The organism is Paenibacillus sp. FSL P2-0089 (genome assembly GCF_038595095.1).
GTDB lineage: Bacteria > Bacillota > Bacilli > Paenibacillales > Paenibacillaceae > Paenibacillus_AQ > Paenibacillus_AQ silagei.
In genome coordinates, this window is the sequence record NZ_CP152006.1 from 1529827 (window position 1) to 1545668 (window position 15842).

General features: G+C 53.0%; 14 protein-coding genes. 9 read left to right on the forward strand and 5 right to left on the reverse strand.

Features of this window, described 5'->3' with window-relative positions; all coding sequences use genetic code 11:
• Positions 1 to 34 precede the first annotated feature (34 nt).
• The 3 genes from NST69_RS06185 (at position 35) to NST69_RS06195 (ending at position 3810) form a co-directional block, all read left to right on the forward strand.
• Positions 35 to 1639, forward strand: coding sequence for a response regulator transcription factor (locus NST69_RS06185; protein ID WP_341170399.1), 1605 nt, complete (start codon positions 35 to 37; stop codon positions 1637 to 1639).
• A gap of 111 nt (positions 1640 to 1750) precedes the next feature.
• Positions 1751 to 2833 carry a Gfo/Idh/MocA family oxidoreductase gene (locus tag NST69_RS06190; protein ID WP_342548777.1) on the forward strand — a complete coding sequence of 361 codons (1083 nt, stop codon included), beginning with the start codon at positions 1751 to 1753 and terminating at the stop codon, positions 2831 to 2833.
• Between the two features lie 296 nt (positions 2834 to 3129).
• Positions 3130 to 3810, forward strand: coding sequence for an RAP domain-containing protein (locus tag NST69_RS06195; protein WP_342548779.1), 681 nt, complete (start codon positions 3130 to 3132; stop codon positions 3808 to 3810).
• Positions 3811 to 4420: 610 nt separating this feature from the next.
• On the opposite strand, the gene NST69_RS06200 is transcribed toward NST69_RS06195, so the two are convergent.
• Positions 4421 to 5464 (reverse strand): HAMP domain-containing sensor histidine kinase, encoded by a 1044-nt coding sequence (locus tag NST69_RS06200; RefSeq protein ID WP_051478049.1) that lies wholly within the window; start codon positions 5462 to 5464, stop codon positions 4421 to 4423.
• Positions 5461 to 6135 carry a response regulator transcription factor gene (locus NST69_RS06205; RefSeq protein WP_036725816.1) on the reverse strand — a complete coding sequence of 225 codons (675 nt, stop codon included), beginning with the start codon at positions 6133 to 6135 and terminating at the stop codon, positions 5461 to 5463. The genes NST69_RS06200 and NST69_RS06205 overlap by 4 nt, the downstream gene beginning before the upstream one ends.
• Positions 6136 to 6350: 215 nt before the next feature.
• Between NST69_RS06205 and NST69_RS06210 the strand changes: the two genes are divergently transcribed.
• Together NST69_RS06210 and NST69_RS06215 are read left to right on the forward strand one after the other, a co-directional pair.
• Positions 6351 to 8729 (forward strand): ABC transporter ATP-binding protein/permease, encoded by a 2379-nt coding sequence (locus NST69_RS06210; RefSeq protein WP_036725814.1) that lies wholly within the window; start codon positions 6351 to 6353, stop codon positions 8727 to 8729.
• Positions 8730 to 8924: 195 nt separating this feature from the next.
• Positions 8925 to 9266 carry a hypothetical protein gene (locus NST69_RS06215; protein WP_342548783.1) on the forward strand — a complete coding sequence of 114 codons (342 nt, stop codon included), beginning with the start codon at positions 8925 to 8927 and terminating at the stop codon, positions 9264 to 9266.
• 44 nt (positions 9267 to 9310) lie between these two features.
• Here NST69_RS06215 and NST69_RS06220 read toward each other — a convergent pair whose 3' ends face one another.
• Together NST69_RS06220 and NST69_RS06225 are read right to left on the reverse strand one after the other, a co-directional pair.
• Positions 9311 to 9601, reverse strand: coding sequence for a hypothetical protein (locus NST69_RS06220; protein ID WP_036725809.1), 291 nt, complete (start codon positions 9599 to 9601; stop codon positions 9311 to 9313).
• A 160-nt stretch (positions 9602 to 9761) separates the two neighbouring features.
• Positions 9762 to 11192: a DHA2 family efflux MFS transporter permease subunit gene (locus NST69_RS06225; RefSeq protein WP_342550093.1), complete on the reverse strand. Its 1431-nt coding sequence runs from the start codon at positions 11190 to 11192 to the stop codon at positions 9762 to 9764.
• Positions 11193 to 11490: 298 nt separating this feature from the next.
• Between NST69_RS06225 and NST69_RS06230 the strand changes: the two genes are divergently transcribed.
• The 4 genes from NST69_RS06230 (at position 11491) to NST69_RS06245 (ending at position 14368) form a co-directional block, all read left to right on the forward strand.
• The gene (locus NST69_RS06230; RefSeq protein ID WP_342548784.1) at positions 11491 to 12072 is read left to right on the forward strand and encodes a TetR/AcrR family transcriptional regulator C-terminal domain-containing protein; all 582 of its coding nucleotides are present in this window, start codon (positions 11491 to 11493) and stop codon (positions 12070 to 12072) included.
• A 120-nt stretch (positions 12073 to 12192) separates the two neighbouring features.
• Positions 12193 to 13020, forward strand: coding sequence for a metallophosphoesterase (locus NST69_RS06235; protein WP_342548785.1), 828 nt, complete (start codon positions 12193 to 12195; stop codon positions 13018 to 13020).
• Positions 13021 to 13159: 139 nt separating this feature from the next.
• Complete coding sequence (locus tag NST69_RS06240) at positions 13160 to 13636, forward strand: VOC family protein (RefSeq protein ID WP_342548786.1); 477 nt, start codon at positions 13160 to 13162, stop codon at positions 13634 to 13636.
• A gap of 33 nt (positions 13637 to 13669) precedes the next feature.
• Positions 13670 to 14368: an SDR family NAD(P)-dependent oxidoreductase gene (locus NST69_RS06245; protein WP_342548787.1), complete on the forward strand. Its 699-nt coding sequence runs from the start codon at positions 13670 to 13672 to the stop codon at positions 14366 to 14368.
• A gap of 24 nt (positions 14369 to 14392) precedes the next feature.
• Here the strand turns inward: NST69_RS06245 and NST69_RS06250 are convergent, their stop codons facing one another.
• A complete protein-coding gene (locus NST69_RS06250) occupies positions 14393 to 15604 on the reverse strand; it encodes a sugar efflux transporter (protein WP_342548789.1) in 1212 nt (403 codons plus the stop codon).
• Positions 15605 to 15842: the final 238 nt, after the last annotated feature.

Here is a 15842-nt window from a genome sequence, read left to right on the forward strand (position 1 = left end):
CTGCGGGCCAGAGAAGCTTAAGGAGGCAGACATGATGTGGAAGATCGCTATTATTGACGATGAGCGCCAGGTACTTCAGGGGATGAAACGGGCGATTCCATGGGAGGAGCTGGGTGCGGAATGGGCAGGTGAGGCACTTAACGGGGAAGACGGCCTGGCGATGATCCGGGCAACCACCCCGGACATTGTAATCACGGATATCTATATGCCGGTAATGAGCGGCCTGGAGATGATGGAGCAATTAAGGAACGAGGGCTTCAAGGGCAAAATCATTATTCTGAGCGGTTATTCAGACTTCGAGCATGCCAGACAAGCCCTCCGGCTTCAGGTCAGTGACTATGTCTCCAAGCCGATCAGTCTGCCTACGCTTAGAACGATCCTTCACAAGGTTATTGCAGAGCTGCTCAGAGAGCAGGAGAAGGTGATCAGACAAGGCGAGCTGGAGCTGAAAATGATGCTGTATGAGCCTTTTGTCGAGAAGGAATGGGTCCGGTCCGCCGCGGTCGGTACCCTGGAGCCTTCGTACCGGAACAATTCCCATCTTCCGCCCTCGTATCATTACTGGCTGGAAGGCAGGCATGCAAGCATCGGGATCGAGCTGATCCGTGATGACCGGGCCAGCTCCTTCTCGGTCTCGGACTGGAATCTGCTGCGCTTCGCAGTCAGTAACATTGCCTGTGAGGTTACGCGCAAGCATTACGCTAATATGGAATACACCGAGCTGAACAGCTACCGGGCCTTGCTGATTATTCACCCCGAGGCAGAATGCACACAGCAGCTGGAGGAGCTGGGGACCCGGCTGGTCGACAGCATCCATTCATATCTCAGGCTGGTAGTCCGCATAGGGATTGGAGGACTGAAGGATACCTGGACGAAGATTCCAGAATCGACGGAGGAGGCGTTCCGCGCCATGGATCACGGGGCCTTACGGATCAGTCCGGCCTATGAGGTGTACTGCTACCGGGAGAGCCACAGCAGCGGGCAGGACCGTGGGGTGCTCTTCCCGGTGAAGTTCTCCTACAAGCTGGCCGCCGCGATGAAGGCTTCACAGGAGGCGGAGGCGCAGCAGCTTGTATACGGATACATTACCGAGCTGCAAGCGCAGCAAGGGGTCTCCGCTAGCTATGTGCAGATGCTCGGCAGCGAGCTATGGGGCATTATCACCTACTCCCTGTATGAGTCCGGATTCGTGCTTGATGATCTGTTCACCAATGACCAGATTGCCCAGGAGATCGGCAACCTGGCCATACCCGACCAGCTGGCAAGCTGGTTGTCCGCCAAAATCACAGCCATCTGTGCCAGCCGCCAATGGAAGGGCAGCAGCAAGCACCGGCAGGTCGTTGATTTCATGACGAACTACATTCATGAGCATTATGCCGAGGAGCTTACGCTGGCTGATCTGTCGGATAAGGTGTTCATCTCCCGGAATCATTTGTCGATTATTTTCAAGAACATTACCGGGGAGACCTTCAACAACTATCTGACCCGGGTAAGGATTGAGAAGGCCAGGGAGCTGCTCATGGAACGCAATATGCTGGTCTACGAAGTGGCGGAGCGGGTTGGCTACAAGAACATTCCTTATTTCAGTACTCTATTCAAGAAGATCACCGGCATGAATCCCACGGAGCTGATCAAATGATGACACATATAATCCGCTAGAGACAAGTATGATGATAGAAGCCGCGATGACAGAGCAGGGACTTGCGGCTGAGCTGCATCAACATCAATGTGTCATCAAGGAGGACAGGGTATGCCCGTTAACTTCAGCATTATCGGCGGAGGAGGATTCCGCGCACAGTATTATTTACGAATTGCCCGGGTCTTGCCGGACCTGTTTCAGATCGGCGGCCTTGTAGTCAGGGACCGGGCCCAGGGACAGGAGATAGAAGCCGCGTGGGGTGTTCAGACATACCGTACCCTTGACGAGCTGCTGCGGAATGAGGACCCGGATTTCGCAGTAGTCTCTGTCAGCGGCGGGGCGGCAATGAACTATTTGTACCGGCTGGCCGAGATTGGCCTTCCGGCACTGACAGAGACGCCACCTGCCTCCAGTCTGGAAGAGCTGGAGCAGCTGCACAAGGAGCTAACCGTGCACGGGGCTTGGATACAGGTCGCAGAGCAGTACCCGTACCATCCGATCCAGGAGGCGCGGCTGTCATTGATCCGCTCCGGCAGGCTGGGCAGAATCACCGAGACGACGGTCTCGGTATCCCATCTGTATCATGGCGCAGCCCTGATGCGCAGGATGCTCGGCATCGGGTTCGAGGAGGCGGTCATCCGGGGGATGCGGTTCGACTCCAGCTGGGTTGGCGGACCAACCCGCAGCGGCCCTCCGGTTGAAGACAAGCTGATTCCGCTGCAGAGGGAGCTGGCCTGGCTGGATTTTGGAGACCGGCTGGGCCTTTACGATTTCACCAAGGACCAGCACCGCTCCTGGACGCGCTCGAATCATCTTAGCGTGCGCGGAGAGCGCGGGGAGATCTTCGACAACCGGGTGCTGATCCAACAGGAGAATCTGGTGCCTCTGCAAATGGAGCTGAAGCGCATCAACCGTGGAGAACAGGAGAATGCCGAAGGCTATTACCTCCAGGGAATTATTTGCGGAGAGCAATGGCTGTATAACAATCCCTTCGCCCCGGCTCGGCTGTACGATGACGAGCTCGCCATTGCGTCCTGTCTGGACAAGATGGCCCTCTATGCGGCTGGCGGCCCCGGATTCTACGGACTGGAGGAAGCCTCGCAGGATGTATATCTCGGCAAGTTGATTGAGAAGGCCATTGAGTCCGGCGAAACCGTAAGAGCAGAGCGGATGTGCTGGGCGGAGGGGAAGTAGGGTTGCGGCGGGAGTGTAGCTGCTGGTTATGCTGCTCACATTCTGGCCCGGCTTGAGCTATTGCTGTGGCTGAATGTGTGGAGTATGTTATTGACGGGGGGAGCAAGCCGGTACTATAATCTGAAAAACGGATGAAGCACATCCCGCACCCTGATTGATTGGGTGCGGGATTTTTTGTGCGTGAATATGCCTGTAACTTTAGGTTCTGACGCCCCCGGAAGTGAGTGGAGACAGGTGGGATGATCAAGCTCAGTTTGCGGGGGGGAGAGTTGATTTTATAGAGGAGGAAAAGAGAAATGGGATTTGCTGAAGAGCATCAGAGATGGCTGGAATATCATAAGAAACGCAGGACGGGGGAACGTCTGGACCGGCTGGACCGGGGCCACCGGCATGGGGAGCAGATGTTTGTGGAGCGGGTATGGTGGCCGATTTTCGGGAAGTTGGATGATCTTCATCCGGAGTACGAGGTTGCCGATTGGCGGGGCAGGCCGTATTTTGTGGATTTTGTGTGGAAGCCTGGACAGGTAAAGTTTGCTATTGAGATCAAGGGATATGGGCCGCATGTTCAGAACACGGACCGGACCAGATACCGCCAAGAGCTGAACCGGGAGACGTATCTGCAGATTGCCGGATACCGCGTCATCGCCATCCCGTACGATGATCTGGAGTCTGCACCGGAGCAGACCATCTCCCTGCTGAAAGCTTTGCTAACCCCAAGTTTGTTGAAAACCAGTTCGGAAGGGAGCAGTCAATTTACGAGGATAGAGCGTGACATCTTGCGGATGGCGAGCCGGATGAATGGTTTCCTGCGGCCGGTGGATGTGGTTAATGGGCTTGGTATTGATCCGCGAACGGTGAAGAAAAACTTGAATAGTTTGTGTGACAAAGGCAAGCTCGCTCCAGTGTTGCTGCAAGGAAGTAATAGAATCTGCAGGTATGAGCTTGTTCCATCTGTTATGGATAATGAGCTATGGTAGATAGTAACGTCTGATTCCTCCGATAGTGGGCGTGGGGAGGAAACGAGAGGGATAAACCCCTCTGATCGCGCCAAAAGTGGGCGTGGGGAGGAAATGGGAGGGATAAATCCCTCTGATCATGCCAAAAGTGGGCGTGGGGAGGAAACGGGATAAATCCCTCTGATCGTGCCAAAAGTGGGCGTGGGGAGGAAACGAGAGGGATAAATCCCTCTGATCGTGCCAAAAGTGGGCGTGGGGAGGAAACGAGAGGGATAAATTCCTCTGATCGTGCCAAAAGTGGGCGTGGGGAGGAAACGAGAGGGATAAATCCCTCTGATCGTGCCAAAAGTGGGCGTGGGGAGGAAACGAGAGGGATAAATCCCTCTGATCGTGCCAAAAGTGGGCGTGGGGAGGAAACGAGAGGGATAAATCCCTCTGATTCCGCCGAAAGTGGGCGTAGGGAGGAAATGGGAGGGATAAATCCCTCTGATTCCGCCGAAAGTGGGCGTAGGGAGGAAATGGGAGGGATAAATCCCTCTGATTCCGCCAAAAGTGGGCGTGGGGAGGGAATGAGAGGGATAAATCCCCCTCATCCCCGCAAGCGGCCGCAAACAGCCCCACGGCTAATGCCTCAAGCCCCGCCCACCGGCAGCTTGATCGTGAACGCCGAGCCTTGGCCCGGCTCGCTGCGCACCTCAATGGTGCCTTTGCTCAGGCTGATGATGCGCGCGGCGAGCGGCAGGCCGAGGCCGTTGCCCCCGGCGGCGCGGGCGGGGTCGCCCTGGTAGAACTTCTCGAAGATGTGCTTGCGCACCTTCGGGGTCATGCCGATGCCGGTGTCCGCGATGACCACCGAGATCCAGGCCCCGTCCGAGTGGAGCGCGACCGAGATCGTTCCGCCCTCCGGCGTGAACTTGATCGCATTGCCGAGCACATTAAGCCACACCTGCATCATCAGCTCCTCGTTGCCATAATACCGCTGCTCATCCAGCTCAATATCCAGATTGAGCTGCTTGGCGGACCAGAGGGATTCCAGCAGCAGCAGGGCCTGGCGGAGCTGCTCGTCCAGCGGATATTCGGCCAGCTCGGAGAGCATCTCCTGGTTCTCCAGCTTGGATATCTTGAGGATGTTACCGGACAGGTTGGAGAGCTGCCGTGAGCTCTCAATGATCATTCCGGTGTATTCGTTATGCTCCTCCTTGCTCAGATTCTCTTCCTGCAGCAGCATGGCGTACCCTTCGATTGCTGCAATGGGTGTCTTGAATTCGTGAGACACATTCACGACGAAGTCATTGCGGAGGGTCTCGATGCTGCGAAGCTCCTGAACCATAAGGTTGAAATGATGTGCCACCTCACTGATCTCATTAATCCGGTGGGACTCATTCAGATAGATATTGAAGTTGCCGTCTGCAATCTCTTTGGCTGCCCTGCTGAAGTCTGTAATCGGGGCCAGGATCTTCTTGCCCACCATAATAGTGATCGTGGTCCCGACGACCAGGCTGAACAGCATCATCGTCAGAACGGGCGGAAACGGATTGCCGTGCTCCCTGGTATGATTGCCCAGCCGGTAATACAGGAAGGCTATGACTCCCAGGATGAAGACAAAGAACAGAATGATCACGAACACCATTGAGACGAAATACCACCATAGCCCCCTGTCTCTTCCCCGAATCATCCCTGCTTCACCGCCTTATAGCCAAGCCCTCTGACCGTGACGATTTCAAAATCCGGATTGTCCCTGAAACGCTCCCGCAGCCGGTTAATGTGAACCACCACCGTATGCTCATCCGACTCGGAGTCCATCCCCCAGATTTCATCCATGAGCTGCTGCTTGGTGAAAATTTTATTCGGATAAGAGATCATTTTATAGAGGAGATAGAATTCCTTTTGCGGCAGCACGGTGCGTTCAGGCCCCTGAATCACGGTTAACGCATCATAGTCCAGCACCGTTTCTCCCCATTCGATTTTGCGTTCGCTGATGATTTTGGCCCGGCGCAGCAGCGCCCCGACACGCAGGAGCATCTCATTCACATTGACCGGCTTGACCATATAATCATCAATGCCAACGAGGAAGCCCTGCTGCTTATCGGCAAAATTCTCCCGCGCCGTTACCATCAGGACCGGAAGCTGACTGTTGTTGTCCCGGATCATCCGTGTCAGCTCGAAGCCGTCCATCACGGGCATCATAATATCGCAGATCATCAGATCGATATATTCCTTATCCAGCATCGCCAGCGCATCCTCGCCATTCACAGCCGGAACCGTGCGGTAGCCGTGTCTGGTCAGTACAGTACAGAAGAGCTGCCGCAGCTTGGCGTCATCCTCAACTACAAGAATAGTAAACATAGGTTCTCCTCCTGGAAAGGTTCCATGTTATAGAACGTATAGCCTGTATATATGTTCTGTGGTTTTTTTTAAGTATACCTCATCAAGATCAACTTAATCTCAACCGGGAGTTTAGGTTTAGTTTATATTGGACGATTATACTGGGGAACAGCAGGACAGGAAGCACGAAGCACATACAGAGAATAAGAGTATAGGAATGGAAAGGGAGACTGACCATGCTGCAATTAAAAAACATCACCAAGAGCTATAAGACCGGCGAATTCACTCAAGTGGCACTGGATAAAGTAAATCTCAATTTCAGAGAGAGTGAGTTCGTTGCGATTCTGGGCCAGAGCGGCTCGGGCAAGACCACGCTGCTTAATATCGTCGGCGGACTGGATCAGTATGACAGCGGAGAGCTGATCATTAACGGCCAATCGACGGAGCGCTTCAAGGACAGCGAGTGGGATGCGTACCGCAATAACAGTGTCGGCTTTATTTTTCAGAGTTATAATCTGATCTCGCACTTAAGCATCACAGACAACGTGGAGATGGGGATGACACTCAGCGGGGTATCTTCAGCCGAGAAGCACCGCAAGGCGCTGGAGGTACTGGAGAAGGTCGGACTTAAGGATCATGTGCACAAAAAGCCGAACCAGCTCTCAGGCGGACAGATGCAGCGTGTGGCGATTGCCCGTGCGCTCGCGAACAATCCGGATATTATCCTGGCCGATGAGCCTACCGGAGCCTTGGATTCGGAGACCAGTGAGCAGATCATGGAGCTGATCAAGTCGATTGCCGAGGATAAGCTCGTCATCATGGTTACCCATAATCCTGAGCTGGCAGAGAACTATGCAGACCGCGTGATCCGCTTCTCGGATGGTCATGCGATCTCGGACAGCAATCCGCTGCCTACACAGAAGACCTCAAGTGCGTATAAGCTGAAGCAGACAAGCATGAGCTTTTTCACAGCCCTCAAATTATCCGGCAAAAACATTGCCACCAAGAAATGGCGCACGGGGTTGACCGCTTTTGCCTCCAGTATCGGAATTATCGGTATTGCCCTGATCCTGTCCCTGTCCAATGGCTTCGACAAACAGATCAGCTCCTATGAAACCGGGGCCTTATCCAACTTCCCGATCTCCATCAACCAGACGGCAATGAACTTGCAGAATGCAGGTCCTCCAGGCCAGGAAACAACGGAGCTCCCCTCCTATCCGGCTGAGAAAAAGCTGTATCCATACGACCCTACGGTGAATTCAGCCATCCACACGAACGTGCTGACCAAGGAGTATATCGAGTACCTTGACGGAATCGATCCCAAGCTGATTGACGGCGTCTCTTACACCCGTACCGTGAATATGAACTGGCTGGTGAAGAATGGGGACAAGGCATCGGTTCTGGATAAAAGCAAGATCACAGTAGCACCGTATCCAAGCAAACAGGGCAGTGCCTCGGGCAGCTATCTGGAGCAATACTATGATCTGCTGGAGGGGAAATTCCCGACAGAGAAGACGGATCTTGTGCTGATCGTGGATCAGTACAACCGTCTGACCGATGGAGCAGTGAATGCGCTCGGACTGGATTATAAAGCAAAGAGTATCAATCTGAGTGATCTGGTCGGAACTCCGCTCAAGCTGGTCATGAACAATGATTATTATAAGCAAAATGGTGAACAGTTTGTAGTCAATGCAACCGGAGGAAATCTGAATGACCTCTACAACAGCCCTAAGGCAGTAACACTTAATATTGTCGGTGTGCTGCGCGCACAGGAGGGGTCGACAATCTCAACGCTGTCGCCCGGCCTAGTCTACTCCGATGAATTGGCAGCCTCCTTCATTGCAGATGCACAGAAATCGGAAATTGTACTCGCACAAGAGAAATCCGATATCAATGTATTGACGGGGCAAGCCCTGTCGGAGGGGGTCGCAGGCGGAGGCTCCGGTACCGGAATGGGCGAGATGCCGCTAGTGAACGCCGGGATGGCAGCGGCAGCCAGCATGTCGTCCATGACGAAGGAGAATGCCCTTGCAGCGCTGGGGGCCACGGATATTCCAAGCGCAGTCTCGCTGTATCCGATTGATTTCAGCGCCAAGGAATCTGTAACGGCTTATCTCGATAAGTGGAATGAAGGGAAGGCTGCCGAAGCTCAGGTACAGTACACCGACCTCGCAGCTATTGTCACCAACATTTCCGGCGGAATTATGGACGGGATTACGATGGTGCTGATTGCTTTTGCGGCGATTTCCCTGGTGGTCTCCCTGATCATGATTGCGATCATTACTTATATCTCCGTGATGGAACGTACGAAGGAGATCGGCGTACTGCGTGCACTGGGTGCCCGTAAGAAGGATATCACGCGGGTGTTCAATGCCGAGACCTTCATTATCGGAGCATGCTCGGGGATTCTGGGCATCGGCATCACTTATCTGCTGACCATCCCTGTCAATGCAGTCCTCTACAACCTGACGGAGCTGAAAAATGTCGCCCAGCTGAATCCGCTCCACGCGCTCGTTCTTGGTGTCATCAGCGTCCTGCTCACTATGCTGGGCGGAGCTATTCCGGCCAAGATGGCGGCGAAGAAGGACCCGGTGACTGCCCTGCGCAGTGAATAACCAGCCGTAGTCCAGATCAGCCAGACTGAAATAACGAAATGATGAAATGACGAAGAACCAAGGGAATCCGTTCCTTTGGTTCTTTCTGCATTTAATTTCCGCATGATAAATTGTCATAGATCACAGACATACAGGGATATTGTGGGATAAAATAACAGGAAATAGAGATTTAATCATGTATCCAGGAGGGATTAAATGAAGACCAGAGGCAAGTTACAGGTCATTGCAGGTTTTCTTATGCTGGCGGCTATTATTACCTTGCACGATGTGCTGGAGAATCAGACTCTGAGAATCGTATTATCGATCACTGTAGCGGTAGCCGCTGCTTATTTTCTTTCCAAAATCAGTTCTCCAAAGCAGGTATCCGGCAGAACGATGACGGTAGCGTTAGTATCACTGCTGATATTCACTTGCGCATACCATATTCTTTTGTCCCTAGTTCTGAAGCAGAGTATATTCGCTAATGGCTTTTGGATGTTCTTATGCGTCATTTATTTGTTAATCTGGATGCGTGCCCGGCTAAGCCCCTCAAGATAAAAGCAGCCGCTTGCATTGGAAGTAGCCGGAACAGCAGTCTGGGATTACTCCGCAGAAGGCAGCTGGGCGCGCAGTGTTTTCTTTTTGTTAATCTCCTTGGACAGCTCTAACTGCTGCTGGGAGATTTTTTTGAGCTCAGCCTGCAGCTTGGTGATACGGCTCATTTTACTGCTGAGGGAGCTTGGGGATGAGCTTAGCTTGCAGTCTTTTTCCAGCTGGTTGATCTTGAGCTTGGTCTTGCGGGTCTTCTTCTGCAGCTCTGTAATACCGGCTTCCATCTCTGCGATCTCCTGGTTTAAACGATCCAGCACCGGTTTTGTGAAATTAATAGCCATTCGGGCACCTCTTACTTTTATTAATATAATAAGCAGTCAGGATATCATTGTACTATAAGCGCTATGTATATGCGAGATGTAGAAGAAGACCCGTGGAGTGCGCTCCGCGGGTCTTCTTCTGTATGCAACCTAGGAAAAAGCAAAGCATCAGATGCTCACCTTAGACTTCTTCGGCGATAACGGCTTGCTGCTTCAGGGCCGGTTCCTTGGCTTGACCCACCTGCTTAATGAAGAAGGAGAGTAAGAGCCCGATAATGCCGATGCCCACAATAACCAGATAGGAATCGTTGATGCCCTGGATGGAAGCCTCCATTACCATATGCTTCTGAGTCTCGCCGGCAGTTCCGCCGCTGGCTGCGAGTTCCTGGAAGTGAGTGGCGGTACGGCTGGTCATCACGGTGACCAGCAGAGAAGTGCCTACTGCGCCGGCAACCTGCCTTACGGTATTGGAGATCGCTGTACCATGTGAATTCAGCCTGGAGGGCAGCTGATTCAGCCCGAGGGTCTGAATTGGCATCAGCAGCAAGGCCATGCCGATCCGGCGGCCGGTGGACATCAGCATCAAATAACCGTAGCTTGTCGAGTCTGTAAGATTCACGAAGCTGAGTGTAGTCAGAATCGTGATCGTCAGGCCGATAATGGCGAGCCATTTCGCTCCAAAGCGGTCGAACAGCTTGCCGGTGACCGGCATCAGCGCCCCCATAATCACCGCGCCGGGCAGCAGCAGCAGGCCGGATTCCATAGCGGTGAAGCCGCGGGCATTCTGCAGATAGAGCGGCAGCAGCATCATATCCGCATACATCACAATCGTAACCGCCACACTGATGACCGTGGTCAAGGAGAACATATTATATTGGAAGGTGCGCAGATCCAGCAGCGGGCTCTCGGAAGTGAGCTGCTTCCATATGAATAATCCAAGCGATATAGCGCCTGCGGCCAGCGACAATAACACCTCTGCACTGGACCAGCCAGCACTGGCTGCCCGGCTGAAGCCATAGAGCAGGGTGCCGAATCCGATGGTGGACAGGATCACGCTGGTAATATCGATTTTGGGAAAAGATCGCTCGGCCACATTTCTCAGATAAATAAAACCGCATACGATGACCATAACCGTGAGTGGAAGCATGCCGTAGAACATCATCTCCCACGAATAACGTTCCATAATATATCCGGCCAGCGTAGGGCCGATAGCCGGGGCAAAGATAATGGCCAGCCCGACCATCCCCATGGCGGCTCCTCTTTTCTCACGCGGGAAGAGGGTCAAAATAACCTGGGTGAGCAGCGGCATGATAATGCCGGCACCGGCAGCCTGAATCATCCGTCCGGTAAGCAGCACCGGGAAGCTTCCCGCGAGCGCTGATACAAGGGTACCCGCAAAGAAAATAAACATCGAGGCCTGGAAAAGCTCCCGTGTAGTGAATCGCTGCATCAGATAGGCCGTAATGGGAATCAGCACACCGTTAACCAGCATATAGCCGGTAGTGAGCCACTGGGCCGTGGCCGCCGTAATATTGAAGTCATGCATCAGCTCCGGTGTAGCAACACTCATGATGGTCTGATTTAGTGTAGCCAGAAAGGCACCCAGAATCATTACGAAAAGAATAGGTCCCTTGGAAATGGATTGGGCTTCTTTGCTTGCTGTCTTGTTACTCACTATTCTTCATCCTTTCAAACCGCCAACTCATGGACTAAATTTACAATGTGTTGTATAGTTTACAATGTATAAAGTAAATTATAAATGAAAATATCATGTAATCAAGCAACGATTTTCGGGAAAATGTAAATTAGTTTACACTTTGAGGATATGTGTAGTGTATATAGTTGAAAAACGACACTTTTGACTGAAAATGTAGCCTGCTCTTGGGCAGCACAGATTGGAGAGAACAGAAATGACGAATCCCGCCGAGCGGACAGATCCGCGTGTCCTTCGTACACGCCAATTTCTTAAAGAGGCTCTAATAGAGCTGATGGAAGAGATGAGTATTGAGAAAATTACCGTCAACCGCCTTGCGCAGCGGGCCCAAATTAACCGTGTGACCTTCTATCTGCATTACCGGGATATCCCGGATATGCTGGAGAAAATGGCGGATGATATGGCTGAGGAGGTTCTGGAAGTGGTGAGAGAGGATACGGACTTTATGGAAGCCGCACAACAAGAGAAGTGGCCGATGCTGGAGCACCTGCTTGTGCATATTGCCGAGAACGCCAAATTCTACAAAATCGTACTTACGTCGCGGAAGAGCACGATCTTCACCGACCGGCTGTTTAAACTGATGGCAGACATTATTTCTGCACGGGTGGAGAGCAGGGTAACCGCGTATGACGCTTCTGAAGTAACGGTACAGAAGGACATTGCTGTGTGGTATGGCTCGGCGGCCCTCATTGGTACCATCATCGCCTGGCTCCGGGAGGATATGCCGTATACGCCGCAGTATCTGGCCAAGCAGATCACTTCGCTACGGGCGAATTGATTGCCGGAGGCAGATCAGGAAGGCTCCACAGGTCCAAGAGCAGCCAATTCCTCCCGCATATAAATAGTAGAGACTACCATGTATTCTGAAGCTATTTTTGATGAGGTGGGGTGGTGCGAGATGAAGAGACGGGCAAGACCGGCACGGAAGCGGGTGCTTCGCGCCAAGCGGCAGGCTGTACCCGGAGTGAAGCGCAGAATCAAGGTGCAGACAGTTGAATTTGCGGTGTTTGGTGACAGTCACGTGGGATATGGGAACAGCTTGAGCATCTTTAAGAGTCTTTTGCCTAAGGCAGTGGGCAGCGGGAACAAACGGTTTATCATCTTCGGGGGAGATAACACCCAGGCGGGGGCGGATCACGGGAATAACGCCGGGACGTACTATAAGGAATTCAAGGACACCGTTACCAGTACGCTGGGAAGCATCCCTTACAAGGCGTCGATCGGGAATTGGGAGGCCAGCACACGGTCGTTGTTCACCCAGTATTTAGGGGCGGTGGCCGGACAGATGAATTTCCCGGGAACGCAGGGCAAGGTGAGATATGTATGGCTGGATTGCGCACTGGGGCAATTCACGCCGGCCAGCCTCAATCTGCTGCGTAATCTGGATGACAGGTATTTCTATATTATTGATTTCCACTGGCCGCTCCGGGTACAGGGCATTACGGTGGATTCCAGCCATGTGCTCAGCGCGGCCGAGACCTCCAAATTCTTCACAGCCATTCCGGCAAAAGCCAGAGAGAAGGTGCTGGCGATCTTCACACATCATGGTCACAAATTCTACCGGAAGCTGAATAACATCTATCCGGGGTACACGAAGACCAAATTCTTCGTCACCGGCTGCTCCGGGGACTACAAATGCAAGCCCGGCGGGAATATGGGCTATTATAACGCCACATTAACCAACAGCGGATCAGGCTATAAAGTCGAGGCTTTTATTGCCCACTAAGCTTATTAGACGGAGCATAACTGAGGAGGATGTCTTCAAGGACATTCTCTTTTGTCTTTTGCTGCCTTATGAGAACTTGACAGCCCTTTCACAGGTTGGGTATGGTTGTCTGGTCAGCAGATAAAGGAGGCAGAACAGAATGTCAGGATTACTTGGAAATCACTTCATGACACAGATTGGGATTCTGGTTCACGATATCGAGAAGGTGAGTCAGGCGTATGCAGACTTTTTCGGACTGGACAAGCCTCAGATCAGCATCACGGACACGGCAGACATTGCCCGGACGGAGTATAACGGCGGAGGGACAGGGTCGAGGGCGAAGCTGGCTTTTTTCGACATGGGTTCTCTGCAACTGGAACTGATTGAACCGGACCATCAGCCGAGCACCTGGCGGGATTACCTGAATGAGCACGGGGAAGGGGTTCACCATATTGCGTTCGTGGTCGAAGGCATGAAGGACAAGATCATGCTGCTCGAAGGCAAGGGATTCCCGCTCCAGCAGAAGGGCGAGTATACCGGCGGACGGTATGCTTACATGGATACGTTCAAGGAATTGAAGGTAGTGCTGGAATTGCTGGAGAATGACAACGATAACAGTAATAATAAGGATCAGTAATATAAATAGAATTCAGACGGGAGGAATTATACAATGAATATTCTGATTACAGGGGCGGGACGCGGACTGGGCCTTGAGCTGGCGGCGGCTGCGCTGGAGCGTGGACATGCTGTTATTGCCGGGGTGCGGGATCTGACGCGCGGGCAGGCAGCCTTAGCTGATCTGGCGGCAGTACACGGGGATAAGCTGACTCTAGTGACGCTTGATGTGACGGACGAGGCCGGAATAGCAGCACTTGCCGCCAGCCTGACAGAGCAGGCCCGGACACTCGGCGTCATCATCAATAATGCCGCAGTGCTGAATGCCACGGACACCCCGCTTGAAGAGCTGGATATGGAAGAGATGCAGCATGCCATGGACATCAATCTGTACGGGCCGATGCGGGTGGTCAAGCACCTTCTGCCTCTGCTGACAGGGCCGGATGCTTCGATCATCAATATCTCATCAGAGGCAGGCAGTATCACCAATGCTTACCCGGGCAGCTATCCGTATACGATCTCCAAGACCGCGCTCAATATGTTCACGCAGAAGCTCCATGTCACGCTGAAGGACCGCGGCATCCATGTGCTCAGCGTCCATCCCGGCTGGATGCCTACCGATATGGGGGGAGCTAAGGCACCGCTTAACCCGCGCACCAGTGCCGAAGGCATTCTGGACCTGATCGGGCAGAGAGCCGAGCCGTCCGGCCATTTCAGATTCGTGGATTACACGGGTAAGGATATGGATATCTAGCTAGTATGCACAGCACTTCACCTGTTAAGAGACGAGTGGAGTTGTAATGTTCTCGTCCGGAGAGCGGCGGGGCCAGAGGAGCAGTCCCAGGGAGCAGACTACCAGAACTACGCAGAGCAGGTAGGAATGGCGGTATCCTAACCACTGGGCTGCGGCTCCTCCCGCCAGGCTTCCGGCCAGTCTGCCGATGGTTGTAGCATTGGTGTACAGTGTGGAGGCATAGCCGGGATGGTCCGGCAGCAGATCCTGAATATAGCTGATGCCAATTGCAGAGATCACAGCGACAAAAAAAGCCAGCAGCACCTGTCCGGCGATGAGCTGCCACAGCTCACCTACTCCGATCACCAGCGCATAATAGATTCCTCCCATTACCATGCCCCAGCCCAGCAGCACCTTGCTGTCGTATTTGGCTGACAGCAGCCCCAGCACCAGCATGAACGGAATTTCCATTAACGCACAGATACTGGCCACCGAAGCTACATTCTGTGTAGTGCCTCCCAGCGTATTGACAATGAACAAGGAGATATTCAGATTATTGGCCCAGTGTCCGGTATAGAGCAGGGTCAGGATGAGAAAAGGAACCAGTACCCTGGCATTCCTTTGCACCCCGGCGGGCTGCCGGACACGCTGTTGAGGCTGCTGCTTAGCGGCTGAAGGCCGTACGAAGCTGAACACCAGAAGAGCATTGAGCAGGAAGATCAGAGTGGTCGACGAGAAGATCCCCTGAAATCCGAAGCGGCTCAGGAGGGCGGCTCCTACCAGCGGACCGCTGATGAAGCCAAGAGAGAACATCGAGCGCAGGGCCGAGTTAGCCAAGGCATGATCAGGAGAGCTGCTGGCGCTCACAGCTTCTCTGGCACTGGCGAATAATTGCGGCATCGCCGGGGCGCCGGCTGCGGTGAATATGGTCATATAGGCCAGCAGCGGGTAGAAGTCATGGATGAATATGTATCCGGCAAAAGCAACCGCGTTGAACATCATACAGATCACCATCAGCCTGCGGCGGTTCAGCCCGGCGTCGGAGCGTTTGGCAATGAACATGCTTAAGGCTACTCCGCTAAGCAGCGTCACCGCTGTAAATATTCCGAAGGTTCCGGCGGATACGCCGAGTTCTTCTGTGAAGTAGACCGCCAGGAATGGAGCGCTGATCGAGATGGCCATTCCCTGGAACAGCATGCAGAGCAGGAATATAGGATAGGTTGGAATGAGGAGCAGAGCATAGGTTCTTTTGAGCATAGAGTGTGTGAACTTCCTTTCAGCATTGTTTAGTCTTAACTTCGATTTATCTATAGTATAACGTCAATAGTATGTGATGTATCTGATTAACGTCTTTACAGTACGGAATCCCTAATAATGAACTGATTTTTGGGCCAATTGTTCAGGTGTTATTGTCAGGAAGGATCTTTTAAGATGGAGGAGGATAGGACAGCCGGGCTGTGCGGAGGAAAGAGGACGCTGGTTTGGCTGGAGATGA